Source organism: Paenibacillus sp. 05T425 (assembly GCF_056396205.1).
Window position 1 is genome coordinate 102,113 of the sequence record NZ_JBFTLA010000009.1, and the last position, 16,285, is coordinate 118,397.

14 protein-coding genes and 1 riboswitch are annotated in these 16,285 nt (G+C 51.0%); of the genes, 8 read left to right on the forward strand and 6 right to left on the reverse strand.

Translation table 11 applies throughout. The annotated features are described in order from the left end of the window. The first annotated feature begins 17 nt into the window (after positions 1–17). Both AC1DF0_RS21020 and AC1DF0_RS21025 read left to right on the forward strand, forming a co-directional pair. On the forward strand, positions 18–188 hold the full coding sequence (locus AC1DF0_RS21020) for a DUF2642 domain-containing protein (protein ID WP_442048116.1): 171 nt from the start codon (positions 18–20) through the stop codon (positions 186–188). 611 nt (positions 189–799) lie between these two features. Then, positions 800–1,672 carry an aldose epimerase family protein gene (locus AC1DF0_RS21025; protein ID WP_477575196.1) on the forward strand — a complete coding sequence of 291 codons (873 nt, stop codon included), beginning with the start codon at positions 800–802 and terminating at the stop codon, positions 1,670–1,672. A gap of 94 nt (positions 1,673–1,766) precedes the next feature. On the opposite strand, the gene deoC is transcribed toward AC1DF0_RS21025, so the two are convergent. Further along, the gene (gene deoC, locus AC1DF0_RS21030; protein WP_475822266.1) at positions 1,767–2,456 is read right to left on the reverse strand and encodes a deoxyribose-phosphate aldolase; all 690 of its coding nucleotides are present in this window, start codon (positions 2,454–2,456) and stop codon (positions 1,767–1,769) included. 209 nt (positions 2,457–2,665) lie between these two features. Here deoC and AC1DF0_RS21035 point away from each other — a divergent pair, with 209 nt between their 5' ends. After that, positions 2,666–3,493 (forward strand): purine-nucleoside phosphorylase, encoded by an 828-nt coding sequence (locus AC1DF0_RS21035; protein ID WP_442048113.1) that lies wholly within the window; start codon positions 2,666–2,668, stop codon positions 3,491–3,493. 263 nt (positions 3,494–3,756) lie between these two features. Here the strand turns inward: AC1DF0_RS21035 and AC1DF0_RS21040 are convergent, their stop codons facing one another. Beyond that, the gene (locus AC1DF0_RS21040) at positions 3,757–3,885 is read right to left on the reverse strand and encodes a hypothetical protein (RefSeq protein ID WP_477575197.1); all 129 of its coding nucleotides are present in this window, start codon (positions 3,883–3,885) and stop codon (positions 3,757–3,759) included. 196 nt (positions 3,886–4,081) lie between these two features. On the opposite strand from AC1DF0_RS21040, the gene AC1DF0_RS21045 reads away from it, so the two are divergent. Further along, entirely contained in the window at positions 4,082–5,860 is a 1,779-nt protein-coding gene (locus AC1DF0_RS21045; RefSeq protein ID WP_442051886.1) for a 5'-nucleotidase C-terminal domain-containing protein, read from the forward strand. Positions 5,861–5,942: 82 nt separating this feature from the next. Here the strand turns inward: AC1DF0_RS21045 and AC1DF0_RS21050 are convergent, their stop codons facing one another. Then, a complete protein-coding gene (locus AC1DF0_RS21050; RefSeq protein WP_477575198.1) occupies positions 5,943–7,736 on the reverse strand; it encodes a choice-of-anchor A family protein in 1,794 nt (597 codons plus the stop codon). 54 nt (positions 7,737–7,790) lie between these two features. Then, a riboswitch (cyclic di-GMP riboswitch) is annotated at positions 7,791–7,878 on the reverse strand. Positions 7,879–8,098: 220 nt separating this feature from the next. On the opposite strand from AC1DF0_RS21050, the gene AC1DF0_RS21055 reads away from it, so the two are divergent. Continuing rightward, positions 8,099–9,622, forward strand: coding sequence for an HD-GYP domain-containing protein (locus AC1DF0_RS21055; protein ID WP_477575199.1), 1,524 nt, complete (start codon positions 8,099–8,101; stop codon positions 9,620–9,622). A 65-nt stretch (positions 9,623–9,687) separates the two neighbouring features. On the opposite strand, the gene AC1DF0_RS21060 is transcribed toward AC1DF0_RS21055, so the two are convergent. Beyond that, positions 9,688–10,149, reverse strand: a complete 462-nt coding sequence (locus tag AC1DF0_RS21060; protein WP_442051883.1) for a cupin domain-containing protein — start codon at positions 10,147–10,149, stop codon at positions 9,688–9,690. Between the two features lie 228 nt (positions 10,150–10,377). Between AC1DF0_RS21060 and AC1DF0_RS21065 the strand changes: the two genes are divergently transcribed. From AC1DF0_RS21065 to AC1DF0_RS21075, 3 genes are read left to right on the forward strand one after another with little or no spacing between them, the layout of a single operon-like run. Then, positions 10,378–10,749, forward strand: coding sequence for a hypothetical protein (locus tag AC1DF0_RS21065; protein WP_477575200.1), 372 nt, complete (start codon positions 10,378–10,380; stop codon positions 10,747–10,749). 48 nt (positions 10,750–10,797) lie between these two features. After that, positions 10,798–11,289 carry a cation:proton antiporter regulatory subunit gene (locus tag AC1DF0_RS21070; RefSeq protein WP_442051881.1) on the forward strand — a complete coding sequence of 164 codons (492 nt, stop codon included), beginning with the start codon at positions 10,798–10,800 and terminating at the stop codon, positions 11,287–11,289. Between the two features lie 2 nt (positions 11,290–11,291). Further along, the gene (locus AC1DF0_RS21075; protein WP_477575201.1) at positions 11,292–12,533 is read left to right on the forward strand and encodes a cation:proton antiporter; all 1,242 of its coding nucleotides are present in this window, start codon (positions 11,292–11,294) and stop codon (positions 12,531–12,533) included. Between the two features lie 998 nt (positions 12,534–13,531). Here the strand turns inward: AC1DF0_RS21075 and AC1DF0_RS21080 are convergent. Together AC1DF0_RS21080 and infC are read right to left on the reverse strand one after the other, a co-directional pair. Continuing rightward, positions 13,532–15,265 (reverse strand): ABC transporter ATP-binding protein, encoded by a 1,734-nt coding sequence (locus tag AC1DF0_RS21080; protein ID WP_477575202.1) that lies wholly within the window; start codon positions 15,263–15,265, stop codon positions 13,532–13,534. Between the two features lie 522 nt (positions 15,266–15,787). Beyond that, positions 15,788–16,285, reverse strand: a complete 498-nt coding sequence (gene infC, locus AC1DF0_RS21085) for a translation initiation factor IF-3 (RefSeq protein ID WP_475822274.1) — start codon at positions 16,283–16,285, stop codon at positions 15,788–15,790.

Genomic DNA, 16,285 nt, shown 5'->3' on the forward strand with positions numbered 1-16,285 from the left:
TCTTGGGAGGCCTTAAGGTGAGAATATTGCAGTGGGTAAAGCTCGGAAGCACGATACGGGTCTATTTCGGCAAAACGTCGGTAGAAGGAAAATATCAGGGCGTTCGAGACGATACGGTCGTGATCGTAACGGATAAAAACGCAATATTTTATGTACGTGTGGCCTCGATTACCGCCATTAAGGTATGAACGGCGAACAACCGCGCCGTCGCTCGGAGGGGCGACAGCACGGATGCCGTTTTTTTCAGATGCAGGGATCGATTGTTATCATTACGGGATAGAGATAAAGTTAATTTGGCGAAGAGGGATAAAAACGAGAGCACCAGTTGTTGTTGTTAAAAGAACATTTCCGTTCTCAATACCAGCGAATCTGCCTGTAAAGTTGCCGCTGTCTGTTCCAACTGTGATCGTTTGTCCCAAGCTAACATTGCGAAGAATAGCAAGGATCGAGTTAACTTTGGAGTTAGATCCAAAGTTGTTCGAACCAGCGCCGGCGACGTTGTTTCCAAATTGTCTGCAGTTTGACATAATCTTTCACCTGCCCTTCTCTTGAAGCTAATAACATACTATTCTCGTAACTCGGAATGGCGTAGATGAATGATTTAATAGAAACGCCCAATCTCAAACCCGTATTCCATGTGTGAGAGCTATGCAGACTAATAGAGGGGAAGGTTTCCTGTCCATGAAGGCGAAGCCCCCATTCGCTGTATGAGTGATGTGGTGTTCAAGAACAATGCTATGGTATGCTTTGTCTATACGTTTTTTATCACATTTAGCATGTACATATGGAGGTTATGTTAGTGAGCAACTATGGAGTACGCAGCTACGTGGACACCTATACGATCTATGAGCTGACGGAGCAAAGCACGGTATCGCGTATCATTGTATGCCCCGAGCGAGGCGGAATCGTTATCGGCTGTCAATTGAACGGCTATGAATTGTTTTATTTGGACAAACCAACCTTCGAGCATCCGACCGCTAACATTAGGGGCGGCAATCCGATTCTATTCCCGATCTGCGGGCAACTGGAGAATCAATCCTATGAGTGGGATGGACAGGCTTACAGCATGGCCAATCACGGCGTAGCGCGTACGTCCCCTTGGGACGTTATCAGCACGAGCGAGGAAGGCGAAGCCTCCATTACGATCAGGCTGCGCAGCAATGAGCAGACGCTTGTTTCCTTCCCGTTCGAATTCGAGCTGCTGTTCACTTATGCGCTCAAGGACGGCAAGCTGCATACGCGCCAGCAATACCGCAATCTAAGCACGGACAGGACGATGCCGTTCTATGCCGGCTTCCACCCCTACTTTGCAATCGAAGACGGCAAGTCGCTTGTATATGATACGGATGCTACGCAATATCTCGACTATAATGACAATGTCACTAAACCGTTCGAGGGCGAATTCGATCTAGAAGGCTTGGTTGAATCCGTCACGCTGCTCGATGCGAAGCAACGCGAGATCGCCTTCCCGGTTGCCGGCGATGTTCGCGTGAGAATGACGTACGACGATATATTCAAATACGTCGTTCTCTGGTCGGTGAGCGGCAAGCCGTTCATCTGCGTCGAGCCTTGGATGGCGATGACGGGTGAGCTTAACCGCCAAGAGGAGCTTGTGCTGCTGGAGGCCGGACAGGAGCTTCACGCTAATCTGACGATCGCTTGCGAATCGTAATATAACGCAAAAAAGGCAAACCGAGCTCTCTCGAAGCAAGCTTCGAATAGAGACGGTTTGCCTTTTTTGATTATTCGCTTCGCTAATTGGAGTCTTAGTAACCCTCGCCCTTGCCGCCGGTTACAATGGCAATGCTCGAGCTGGCGCCGATTCTTGTTGCTCCTGCCGCGAACATTTGCAATGCAGTTTCCAGGTCTCTTACTCCCCCGGACGCCTTAACGCCTATGTCCGGACCGACCGTACGACGCATAAGCGCAATATCTTCCACCGTCGCTCCGCCCTTGCCGAAGCCCGTCGACGTCTTCACGAAGTCAGCGCCCGCTTGCTTGCACAGCTCGCATGCGGTAACCTTCTCTTCATCCGTCAGCAAGCCCGTCTCCAGAATCACCTTCAGCTTCGCTTTCCCCTTGCATGCCGCGACGACGCCTTCAACGTCGCGTCGCACGCCATCGTTGTCCCCCGACTTTAACAACCCGATATTAAGAACCATATCGACCTCTGTCGCTCCGTCCTCAATCGCTTGTTTCGCTTCGAACGCTTTGGATGCCGTGCTTGTCGCGCCTAACGGAAAACCGACTACCGTCGTAATTCCAACGCCCGATCCGGCTAGCTCGCTAGCCGCAAGCGACACCCAGCCCGCATTTACACATACGGTTGCAAATTGATATTGCTTGGCCTCCTTGCATAGCTGAACCACTTCATTACTAGTCGCGTCCGCCTTCAGCAGCGTATGGTCAATCATTGAAGCTACTTGCTCCGGCGTATAATTCGTTTGTATGCTCATCGTCATTCCTCCGATTCATCTAGCCTGTCCCTATTGGCGGCGTTTCGATACGTCTGCTACTTCTGCTACTTATCATAATACGAACGATTCAGCGAAACAACAACGCGGCTGGCCTGCATCCCTCTGCGGTTTACTTTTACTCGCGCGTTACGCTATGATAATGATGCTGTCAAAGCATTCCAAATCGAGTAAGGAGGCATTATAGCMCTATGGACAATATGTTAGTCAAAATAAAAGAAGCGGCTGCCTACATCCGCGGCAARCTGCAAGCACCGCCTCAGATCGGCATGATTCTTGGTTCCGGCCTAGGCGTAATGGCCGATGAAGTGAAAGACGCCATCGTCATTCCTTATGGTGAAATTCCGCATTTCCCGGTTTCGACGGTTGAGGGGCATTCCGGTGAGCTTATCATCGGAGAGCTGGAAGGCAAGAGCGTTCTCGTCATGAAAGGCCGCTTCCACTATTATGAAGGTTATTCGATGAAAGAAGTCGTCTTCCCTGTCTATGTCATGAAGCAGCTCGGAATCGAAACGCTGCTCGTTACGAATGCGGCCGGCGGCATGAACCGCGCCTTCTCTGCCGGGGATCTCATGTTAATTACCGACCACATTAACAATACAGGCAGTAATCCTTTAATGGGAGCAAATATCGGCGAGCTTGGCCCTCGTTTCCCCGATATGTCGCAAGCGTACAACCGGGAGCTCCGTTCCATCGTTGCTGCTCAAGCCGCCGAGCTGAATATTCCATTGCAGCAGGGCGTATACGTCAGCATATCCGGACCAACATATTGCACCCCTGCTGAACTCGCTATGATGGCTGGATGGGGAGCCGATGCCGTGGGCATGTCGACTGCGCCAGAGGTTATCGCAGCCAACTACTGCGGCATTCGCGCAGTAGGCATTACATGCATAACGGATATGGCGATCAGCGAAGAGCTTGAGCCGCTCACTCATGAGCAAGTCGTTCGTGTAGCCGAGCAAGCCCGCCCTCGCTTCATTTCATTGGTTAGAGCATCCGTGCGCGCGTTCCAAGTGTAGGTTGATCTTGATTGAAAAGCGCTTTGACTGCTCATTCGAGCGGCTGAGGCGCTTTTTTATTGTTGATGCACTTGATGCTTGCCTGTTGGCGCCCCGCTCCCACCACCATCGTCGTTCTCACCATTCATAAGCTGCATTTCACAGCTTATTTTCCCTCAAGTAGCCTATGTTTGTACCAATAAGATGCAATTCACAGCCTACTCTATGTCCAACGCCGTCGGCTCCCTCCACCATYGTCGTTCTCACCATTCWTAAGCTGCATTTCACAGCTTATTACCCCTCAAGTAGCCTATGTTTGTGCCGATAAGCTGTATTTCACAGCCTATTCTTTCTACACCGCCGCCCGCTCCCTCCACCATCGTCGTTCTCACCATTCTTAAGCTGCATTTCACAGCTTRTTRCCCCTCAWGTAGTCTATGTTTGTGCCAATAGACTGCATTTCACAGCCTATTCTGCCTACACCGCCGCGAACTTCGAGTGAGTTTTAGATCAGAATTTTCTGATAATATAAAAGGAATTAGTGGGAAAATGTAGAATATTACTGGTGGGCTTTAACCAAATATATAGATATGGAGGATTGAGCAAATCATGCGTAAAAGGTTCAAATGGTTGACGTCAGCATTGCTCGCCAGCGCCTTGGTGCTTGGACTTATGGGCAGCGCTGCGGCAGAGGATGCGACGGAACAGACAGGGAAACATATCACGCTGCTGCACACGAACGACATGCACGCTCGTGCCGTCGAGGCCACGAGTGGCGAGATGGGTTTCGCCAAGGTGGCCGGCATAATCGATTACTACAAGAGCAAAAATCCGAATACATTGGCCATTGATGCCGGAGATGCCATTCACGGCACGACCTTCGCTACTTTGGTCAACGGCGAAAGTGTCGTAGCCGCGATGAACAAGATGGGCTATGACGCTATGGTGCCAGGCAACCATGAATTCAATTATGGCTCGGCGAGATTGATCGAGCTTGCCGGCAAGCTGAAGTTTCCAATGCTGAGCGCCAATATCAAAGGACTAGGCGCCAAACGGGTCTTCGAGCCGTATATCATCAAAGAAATTGACGGCGTAAAGATCGGCATCTTCGGTCTTTCGACTTCAGAGACGGTGTACAAGACGCATCCGAAGAACGTGGCGGGGCTTCACTTCACCGACTCCGCATCGGAAGCGCAAGCTATTGTCGATGAGCTAAAGGACAAGACCGACGTCATCATTGCGGTCGGCCACCTCGGACAGGACAAGTCCAGCTATGACACGAGTCTTCGGGTCGTCAAAGCCGTAGCGGGCATCGATATCTTTGTCGATGGACACAGTCATACCGTTCTTGAAGACGGCCTTGTAGGCGACAATGGCACACTGATTGTCAGCGCGGGCGAGTATACGAAATACGTCGGCGTCGTTGACTTTTGGGTCGAGAATGGTGCTGTCGTTAAGAAGCAAGCGACGCTTATCAACCAAGCCGAGGCAGCGGAAATCACGCCGAACGCCGAAGTCGCTGAGCTTGTTGCAGCCACGCTGAAGAGCCAAGAGACGATTCTCGCAGAGCAAGTTGGCGAATCGTCCGTTGCTCTTGAAGGCGCAAGGGAGAAAGTACGCGCAAGCGAGACGAACCTTGGCAACCTGGTTGCCGACGCTTTGGCCGACATCTCGGGAGCTGATGTTGCGCTTACGAACGGCGGAGGGATTCGCGCTTCTATCGATGCTGGCCCGATTACGAAAGGCGAAGTCATTACCGTTCTGCCGTTCGGGAATCAGATCGTGACGCTCAAAGTAACCGGCGCAGATATCAAAGCCGCGCTCGAGAACGGCGTCTCTGATTATCCGAATCCGAAGGGCGCTTTCCCGCAAGTGTCCGGCGCCGCTTTCAAAATCGACAAGGAAGCAGTCAAAGGGGAGCGCGTTCATTCCGTCACAATCGGCGGCAAACCATTGGATGAAGCCGCGACATACACCCTTGCCACGAATGACTTCATAGCTGCGGGCGGCGATGAGTACACCATGTTCGGCAAGTATCCGCAAGCCGGCATGTACGGCGCGCTGGATGAAGCGCTCATCGCTTATATTCAGAAGCTTGGCAAAGCAAATCCAACCATTGAGGGACGCATTAAGGAAGGAGTGAAACCCGCCACTCCTTCCCCTGAACCCGAGCCGAAGCCCGAGCCCGAGCAACCTGAACCGAAACCAGAACCTAAGCCTGAACCAAAACCCGAGCCTGCAGCCTCGGCCTACATCGTTGTAAAAGGCGATACGCTATGGGCGATTGCTAAGAAATACGGAACGACATGGCAGGTGCTTCGCGATCTTAATAAGTTAACGAATGCAGACCTCATCTTCCCGGGTCAAAAGATCATATTGCCTTCATAATGTAGCTTATACAAATGCAAAGGGCTGTTCCACGAGCGGATAACCGCTTAAGGAACAGCCCTTTAATTATTAGTCGTTGCTCTTATTTCTTCTGTGCAGAAAAGCGGATCAGAAATCCTAGCATTACGATTACCAATCCAGCCATGTAGAACGGCATGGTGCTGCTATCGCCTGTCTTAGGCAATGTATCAACATCCACTGAACCATCTTCCGGTGTCCCTAAGCCTATTTCTTCATCGTCTACCGTTACTTCTTCGTCATCCGTAGTTTGCTCCTCGCCATCTTCAGGCGCTCCGCCTTCATCCGGTGAGCCTCCCGGCACTTCTTCTTCATCAATAATCACTTCATCGGAAGGCGTCGGCGTTGGATCAGGTGACACTGTAGGCTCAGGAGTAACCGTTGCCTCCGGTATCGGAGTTCCCGTCGGCATCGGCGTCGGCGCCGGTGATGGCGTTACGACTGGTGTCGACGTTGGCGTCGCCGTTGGTGTCGCTGTCGGCATTGCCGTCGGTGTTGCTGTCGGCGTCTCCGATGGAGTTGCCGTCGGTGTCGGTGTTGCCGTCGGCGTCGCTGTCGGTGTCTCCGACGGTGTCGCTGTCGGCGTTGGTGTCGGCGTCTCCGACGGTGTTGCCGTTGGTGTTGCTGTCGGTGTCTCCGACGGTGTTGCCGTCGGCGTCTCCGACGGTGTCGCTGACGGCGTTGGTGTCGGCGTCTCCGACGGTGTTGCTGTCGGCGTTGGTGTCGGCGTTTCCGACGGTGTTGCTGTCGGCGTTGGTGTCGGTGTCTCCGACGGTGTCACTGTCGGTGTCGGTGTTGCCGTCGGTGTTGCTGTCGGTGTCTCCGACGGTGTTGCTGTCGGCGTTGGTGTCGGTGTCTCCGACGGTGTTACTGTCGGTGTCGGTGTTGCTATCGGTGTTGCTGTCGGTGTCTCCGACGGTGTCGCTGTCGGTGTCTCCGACGGTGTCGCTGTCGGCGTTGGTGTCGGAGAAGGCGTCGCCGACGGGCTAGGCGTTGGCGTCGCTAGCGGTATCTCCCCCTCGAAAGGTACCCAATGCGGCTGAATTCTGCCTTTCGTGAGCGAAGCTCCTACTAATATGCCGTCGATATTGCCGCTCGTTGCCGTAATATCAGCCTGCGGGGCTAGTAGACTGCCTTTTACCCCGCTATAGCCGAGCGTCAGCGCCGTAGCATCCGGGAAGTTAAACAATATTTTAGATTGGCGGTCTTTACCGTCAAAGCCAAAATAACCTTGCCACCCCATTGATCGAGTCGCACCCGTAACGTTAATAATCACTGTCGAGCCATTTGGAACGTCCAGCCATACCTCATTCAGATCATACCCTACTGTAAATACATTGAGCTGAGGGTCTGTTCCCTTTAAAGTCGTTTTATTCGAATTGTATTGATCTTTGCTTGTTGTGCCGTTGGTCGGCAAAGCTGCCAGCTCAGCGGACAAATTCAACAAATATTCAGCTTCTGCTTCAAAATCGATAGGTGCCCCTTGATGCTTATTGCCTCTTACGAGCGTGAAGGCCGATGTTGAATGAAGCGTTCCGTAGTAGGCATCGCCATAATCAATTTGACCATTCGTGAACTTCAGTTCTCCGCCCGCCACTAAGCCAATGTCTCCCGATGCATTCGCTCGATTGACGCCAAATCCGGTTATATCAATATCTCCTCCGGCCGCCAGTCCACCTTCGACTTGCTCGTAATACAGCTTAAAGTCACCGAGCATGAACACGTTGTAACTGCCTGCCGTACCGAGCACAGAGCTGTTGCCTCCGCCTGCTCCAAATACAAAAGCGTTGCATAGAATGCCGAAGACGATGACCCCAGTCACGACTAGTGATGCGCTCTTACGAAATGCTTTTCTCATGATATACCCTCCCTATCAAAAAAAATAAAAAAGACCGCACACGAATACGAGATTCATGGCGGTCGGACGATCATAGCGCCTTAGGCGCTGTAGACTCCAGACTTTGCGTCCCACTCTTTCAAATGGTTTGCTATTGGCATAATCGAACAATTCGTTCGTAATCTATGACTCTATCAAAAAGGAACTATACCTATTTTAGCTAATTTTGGTCGCAACCGCAATCCGCTAAATTATCTAACCCTATGTAAAATATACCCATGTATGTACATGGAAATGAACTTCAATTCCGCTCTCCATATGCCGATTGTTAATATAGGTAATAGGAACTATATCATGAAGCTGTGAAAAGAGGAATGATCCCATTGAAGCAACTAGATCCGCACCAACAAACTCCCGCAAGCGTATATCGTGCTTTCCTCCTCCAGCTCGTCTACAACTATGTATTTGGATCGACCGTCGCCGTGCTCGGAGTCGGGGGCATCATCATTTTCTCCACGCTTAAGCTGCCCCAAGGCGAAGGCTTCGTGCTCGGCGTCATCTTATTCGCTTCTTTGCTCATTATGCTTGCCTGCGAGCTGTTCGTATTCTATCGGCATGCAAAGCCGATTCAAGTCGCTTTCCTGTCCGATCAGCCAACAGCGGAGCAGCTTCGCAAAGCTTATATACAAACGCACCGCTTTCCGGTACTGTCGCTGAAGCGGACTTTCGGACCTCATCTGCTCGGCATATCGGTGCCGGCTATTGCAATGAGCTATATTTTCATCCAAATGGAATGGCTCTCGTTCCCTTATTATTATATCGGACTTGCTTCCGTTGGCGCGCTGCTCGTTGCCAGTATGCATGCCATGATTGAATTTTTCMTGACCGCACGGGCTATTCGACCTGTTGTCACCTATATGCGCAACAAACATGTAGCACTCTATGGGCAGGATCTGACCCTCGGCGGCCAAGTATTTGCTTCGATTCGCACGAAGTTTCTGCTAAGCGCTTTTTTAATCGGTACGCTTCCACTGCTCTTGCATAGTCTTGCGGCTCAGATCAGGCTTGAAGGACTGGACGGCGGGGGCACCTCCGCCTATTGGCAATGGGCCGGTATCATTCTTGTTATCGGCGTCTTCTTCTCCTTGTTCGGCGCCTCGCTCCTATCTCGCAATATTGAGGATCCGATCCACAAGCTCCAAGCTGCGATGATTGCCGTGCAGAACGGCCATTACGACACCCGCGCGGAAGATATTCATTCCGATGAATTTTCGAAGCTGGTCGCAGGCTTCAACCATATGATCGAAGGTCTGCAGGAGAGGGATGAGCGTAATAAGCAGCTTCACCAAAGCTACTTCTTCACGCTTGCTGCCGCGCTTGACGCGCGCGACACCTATACCGCGGGTCATTCGGAACGCGTTGCCGAATATTCCGTCGCGATCGGCGAGCAGGCTGGCTGGCCGCAAACCGACATTGAACTGCTGCGCAAGTCGGCTCTGCTTCATGACATCGGCAAAATCGGCATTCGTGACTCGGTGCTGTTGAAGGATGGCAAGCTAACGGACGAGGAGTTTAATCAGATTAAGGCACACCCGGGACTGGGCGAAAATATATTGAAGCAGATTGAGCCTGCGGACGCGATGGCCGATCTGCTTCCGGGCGTACGCTCCCATCATGAGCGCTATGACGGACGCGGTTATCCCGACGGGCTCGCAGGAGAGCACATTCCTCTGCTTGGCCGAGTTATTGCCATTGCCGACGCTTTCGATGCGATGACATCGGATCGGCCGTACCGTAAAGGAATGACTCGCGAGCACGCCCTAGCGATTCTGGAGGAAGGCAAGGGAACACAGTGGGATCCCGCCTTAATCGAGCTGTTCATTAATTCGCTGCGGCAAAACGAATAATAAAAATAAGAGCTTCGCGACCGGGCATTATGCCACGCGCGAAGCTCTTATTTATTGGAGCGAGCCTATTTTTTGATCAGACGGAAATCATCATAGTGGAAGCCTGGCGCAACGACGCAAGATACGAGTACCGGCTCGTCGCCGAGCGCTCTCGCCATCTGCCATTCGTTAGCCGGCACAAGCGCCTGTGGTTGATGTCCTGCGGAAATGTCCGGGCCCACAATAATTTCCTTACGGGTATGCGGGTCAGCTTCTGTTCCGCCAAGCGTGAGCAGCAACGGGCTTCCCGAATGCCAGAACCATACTTCGTCGGAGTAAACCGTATGCCAGTCCGAGAACTCCTCAGGATGCAGCAAGAAATAAATCGACGATGCGGCAAAACGCGGTCCCGAATACGGAGCGCCGAGCACCTGCTGCGGAATTTCAAAATTAGCTTTCCAAATTTCCTTGTACCATCCGCCTTCGACATGCGGCTTAAGATCAAGCGCATGCACAAGCGGCGACAGCTCCTTCACTGTTGCTCCCATCCCAATCAACCTCTCTCTGTTATGCTCTATTCTATTGAAAACTTTCATTCATTCTATCATATCGGAAATGCCGGTTCGCTGATTAATAGCAAAAAAATCGTTGCTAATTGATCCCACGGTTATAAGCCTTGAATTGTTCACCTATTCGACCAACAAAAAAATGGAATTGTCTATGATTTTAATCATTTATAAGATATACTTATAAATATAGCCGCAGGAGGTGAGCAGATGAGATTGACGATAAGCATGAAGCACAACCAAAGACCCGCGTTTCGCAACCGGTTCTTTAACCTGCTTATTATTTTGCCACTGCTGCTCACTGCACTGTTTGCTTACCAAGCAGGCAACAACTTCGAGTTGACGGCCGGCTCCAGCCGGTTCAATCCTGTTGCCCGCGCAACGACCTGCGCTGCTCTGAACGGGCGCTCCCCAAGCAAGCTGCTTCAGCCTATTCGCCGCAAGCCCGCGGCTTATAAGGTATCACTTGCCGTCTTATTTGGACGGCCCGCTTATTTATCCCCCTTAAGTCTGACCATCCTGCAGCGATTGAAGCGTTTACTGCTTAAGCCTATTAAATATACATCGGTCTACATTGGTTAGAACCCATTTTTTTGGTACAAACTACAAAAAAATGAGGAGGCAAACCCAATGAATATTAGAGAATCTGATTTGCCTGGAATCGGACGCAAATACCAGATTATTACGCGCGGAGGCGATAAGTTCGTCATTATCATTCATGATGACGGCCGACGTGAAATGTACCATTTTGACTATGAGGATCCGGATGACAGCATCTCCATGGTAACGCTTGAGGATGAAGAAGCTCGTCAGATTGCCGCTATTATCGGCGGAATGACTTACAAGCCGAAGGCGCTCGAGACGATTGAAGTAGCGCTGGATGATCTAACGATCGAATGGTACAAAATCGAGCCAAACGCCGCTTGCATCGGCAAAACGATCGGCGAGGCGGATATTCGCCAAACGACCGGCGCAACGATTATTGCTGCCGTCGAAAAAGAAGCTAAGCATATTAATCCAGGTCCCGACTATGTTTTCAAAGCAGACTCGACCCTTATTGTGGCTGGTGAACGGCAGAACCTTAAACAGCTTAAGCTCATGCTCCAAAACGGGAGTCGTTAATTATGGACCACATGGTGCTGGAGATCGGTCTCGCCGTTATACTCATCGCCTTGGTCGGGCTGTTAGCTTCAAAAATTCGTTTTTCGGTTATTCCTTTTTATATATTGATCGGTATGGCTGTCGGCCCTCATGCGCCTCACTTCGGCATACTAGACTTCAGATTCATTCACAGCGCTGAATTAATTGAATTCATGGGGCGCCTCGGCGTGCTCTTCCTGTTATTTTATCTAGGTCTCGAGTTCTCGGTTGGTCGACTCATGAAGTCTGGCAAAGCGATCGCGGTTGGCGGAACGATCTATATTTTAATCAACTTTTCACTCGGCTTATTGTTCGGATGGGTTAACGACTTTCCTATCGAGGAAACGATGGTCATTGCAGGTATAACGACCATCTCATCCAGCGCAATCGTAGCAAAGGTGCTCGTCGACTTAAAACGGACGGCGAACCCGGAGACAGAGATGATTCTCGGGATCATTATGTTCGAGGATATTTTCCTCGCGGTGTATATATCCGTATTGTCGGGTCTTGTGCTCAGCGACTCTTCGTCGCTTGGCGGTGTGTTGCTCTCGGCCTCTTATGCGCTTGGATTCATGTTGTTATTCCTCATTATTGGCAGGAAGGCTGCCCCGCTGCTTAACAAGCTGTTCAATATTCGCTCCAACGAATTATTCCTATTGCTCGTCTTCGGCTTCTTGTTCCTTGTCGCCGGTTTCTCCGAGACGATTCATGTCGCAGAAGCGATCGGCGCGTTGCTCGTCGGGTTAGTATTAGCGGAGACGACGCATATGAAACGGATCGAGCATATGATTTTGCCGTTCCGCGACTTCTTCGGCGCTTTGTTCTTCTTCAGCTTCGGTCTCACGATCGACCCGCTCGCACTCGGCGGTGCGGTATGGCTGTCGCTCGGCGCTGTCGGCATTACGCTGCTCGGCAACTTCGTTGCAGGCATGTTCGCAGGCAAGAGCGCTGGACTGTCGCCTAAGGCATCGTCCAACATCGGACTAACGATTGTGTCGCGCGGCGAGTTCTCGATCATTATGGCTAATCTGGGCAAAGCCGGCGGCTTGATGGAGCTGCTGCAGCCGTTCGCTGCGCTATATGTGCTGATCCTAGCCATATTAGGCCCGCTGCTCACGAAGGAGTCTAAGCTCATCTATAAAGGGCTGAACATGATATTCCGCTGGGAGAAGCGGAAGCTCGTGAAAGAGCCCGACCCGCCTGCCCCGCAAGGCGGCAAAGGGTAACTAAAGAGGCAGGCGCGACAGGTCAAGATGACTGCCGCGCCCGCCTCTTCTTTGTGCTTGTGTAGTATGCTCACATTCGCTACCTTCCCTTAGCGATAGAGATACTTTCTATCTCTATCTGCCCCTAACACACCCCGATTTGTTGAATAGAGCTGTTTTCTAGCTCTATTCCGCTCAGCTGACCCGCCGTATGCTCAATTTCGCCACTCTCCCTTACAGATAGAGATACTTTCTATCTCTATCTGCCCCTAACACACCTCGATTTGTTGAATAGAGCTGTTTCTAGCTCTATTCCGCTCAGCTGACCCGCCGTATGCTCACATTCGCCGCAATCCCTTGCCGATAGAGATACTTTCTATCTCTATCTGCCTCTAACACACCCCGGTTTGTTGAATAGAGCTGTTTTCTAGCTCTATTCCGCTCAATAGCCCCGCCGTATGCTCACATTCGCCGCTCTCCCTTGCCGATAGAGATACTTTCTATCTCTATCTGCCTCTAACACACCACAATTTGTTGAATAGAGCTGTTTTCTAGCCCTATTCTGCTCAGCTGACCCGCCGTATGCTCACATTCGCCGCTTTCCCTTAGCGATAGAGATACATTCTATCTCTATCTGTAACCAACACACCACGGTTTGTTGAATAGAGCTATTTATTAGCTCTATTCCGCTCAGTTGCCCACCGTATGCTCATATTGGCCGCCTTCCCTTAGCAATAGAGTTACTTTCTATCTCTATCTGTAACCAACACACCACGGTTTGTTGAATAGAGCTGTTTATTAGCTCTATCTGCTCAGCAGACCCGCCGTATGCTCACATTCGCCGCTCTCCCTTGCAGATAGAGATACTTTCTATCTCTATCTGCCCCTAACACACCCCGATTTTTTGAATAGCGCTGTTTTCTAGCTCTATTCCGCTCAGTTACTCCGCCGTATACTCACAATCAAAAATAGGCAGTTCCGACGTGGTCTATGCCCCGTCGAAACTGCCTTTTATATCGTTACCTGGCGCCTACGCTTGCACCGCCGAACTGCGCTTTGTGGAGGCGGCTGTAGATGCCGCCCGCTTCCACGAGTTCGTCGTGACGGCCTTGCTCGGTGATGCCGTCCTCGGTGACGACGACGATACGATCCGCATTCTTGATTGTTGCCAATCGATGAGCGATAACGAGCGTCGTGCGGCCGACGGACAGCTCAGCCAGCGACTGCTGAATAGCTGCTTCCGTCTCGGTATCTAGTGCTGACGTCGCTTCGTCAAGAATGAGGATTGGCGGATTTTTCAAAAACATCCGCGCAATGGCGAGACGCTGCTTCTGTCCGCCGGACAGCTTCACGCCGCGCTCCCCGACAACCGTATCCAGTCCATCCTTCTGCGAATGAATGAACTCTTCCAGCTTCGCGCGCCGCGCCGCTTCCATGATCAGCTCATCCGATGCGCCGAGCTTGCCGTAAGCGATGTTCTCGCGTATCGTTCCCGCGAACAGGAATACATCCTGCTGCACAATCCCGATCTGCTTGCGCAGCGATTCCAGCTTAATATCCTGAATGTCGTACCCATCGACGGAAATGCTGCCTCCATCGATCTCATAGAACCTCGGCAGCAAGCTGCAAAGCGTCGTCTTGCCTGCGCCAGACGGACCAACGAAAGCAACCGTCTCGCCGGCCCGAATCGTAAGATCGATATGCTCCAGCACCTTCGCTACGCCTTCGTAACCAAACGATACGTTACGGTAGACGATATCTCCCTGCAGCCCATCCACTTCAACCGCATTAGCCTTATCCGCAATATCAGGTTCGGTCTCCATCAGCTCCGTGTAGCGCTTGAAACCGGCGATACCTTTTGGATAGCTCTCGATAACGGCATTGATCTTCTCGATCGGTTTGAAGAAAATATTCGTCAACAGAACGAACGCAACAAAGTCGCCATAATTCAGACTGCCCTTCAACACATACCATGTTCCCGCGATCAAGACGAATACGGAAACTAGACGCATAAGCATATACGTGATGGAGGAGTTCATGCCGATGATTTTGTACGAGATCAGCTTCGCCTCGCGGAAGCGCAAGTTGTTCACTTTGAACAACTTTCTCTCATGCTTCTCGTTCGAGAACGCCTGTACGACGCGAATGCCGCCGACCGTATCCTCGACCCGCGCGTTGAAGTCGGCCATATCCGAGAACAGTCGATTCGCAGCTTTCGTCATCTTGCCGTTGAACAGCAGCACGAGCCATATAATGATCGGTACGATGATAAACGTAATGACAGCGAGCTCTGGATTAATGAAGAGCATAATACCGAACGCGCCAATGAGCGTCATAGCGGCAATGAACATGTCCTCCGGACCATGATGCGCAACCTCGCCAATCTCGAACAAGTCGTTCGTCATCCGAGAAATCAAATGACCCGTCTTCGTATTGTCGAAGAAACGGAAGCTAAGCTTCTGAATATGGTCGAACAGCTGCTTCCTCATATCCGTCTCGATGTTGATACCAAGCATATGCCCCCAGTAGGTAACCACATAAGAGAGCAGCGTATTAATCGCATATACAACGAGCAGCACCGCGCAAGCCGTTACGATGAGACCCCAATTCTCGTCGGGCAAAAGCGTGTTGATGACATAGCTGACCGCAAGCGGAAAAATAAGCTCAAGGACAGCCAGCAGCACCGCACAAAAGAAGTCGATGAAGAAGAGCTTCTTATACGGCTTATAATAGGCAAAAAATTTACGAAGCATCGGAAACTCCTTTTCTGTCGAATAAGCATAATCGCTTATGTAATTGATAATGATTTTCACAAGCGTAAACGGCTAACGGCGTCCTCTGGCAGCGTGCAGCATTCGTTTCGCGGTGAAATATAGGCATAAGGATAAGAGTGAAACTTATACTTCCTATATTTTAAAAAATGATATTAAATGATTCCAATACTGTCAACCTATTTACTTCCGGCTTCACTCATCCTACTAAGCTTCACGCTCCCCTTATTATCCCCTACACTCACATAAGTTACCGCTGCCCATCCATAATGAGGTTAAGCTCATTAAGTATGAAGCTAACCTCATATCTTCGGCATCATTTCATGTCTGCATAACAAAATAGTGAGCCAAACCTCACTCCCCATGAACCTAACTTCACGAAGGATGAGGTTTGACTCACTAATTCAGTACAACTGCACCAATCTGCTCTAAACAATGAGTTTTGCCTCATATAACAATGAGTCTCCTCACTCTCGATTCGTATGCATCGTGTATTTCGTATCCCTATACAGGGAGCAGTTGTACCTGCGCTTGCTTGCCGCTGGTTTGAATGCCTGACTGCTTCTTGCCCGATGTCTTCAAATCCGCTACAAGACGCTCCAGCAGCGCTTTCGCCTGCGCGCCCTCTTTGCCTTGTATACGAACGACTAGCTGTACGGCATTGCCTGCTTGCAACATCTTCTCCGCTTGGCGCAGCTTCGTATCGTAATCATGCTCTTCGATATGCGGCGTCAAACGGAGCTCCTTCACCTTGGCAGGCTGCTCCTTCACGCGCTCCGCCCGGGCATCCTTGCTCTGCTGCTGCTTCGCTTGCCCTCTACCGACGAGCTTGCAGGGCGGCGGACTGCTCATAAGCGACGTGCACACAAGATCGACTTTAAGCTCGCGAGCGAGAGCCAGCGCCTCATCTCTCGACATAACGCCGAGATTCTCCCCGTCCAGTCCCGTGAGTTGCACTTCGGATGCTCTTATTTTCTCATTCATTACTAAACCAGTAGCCAT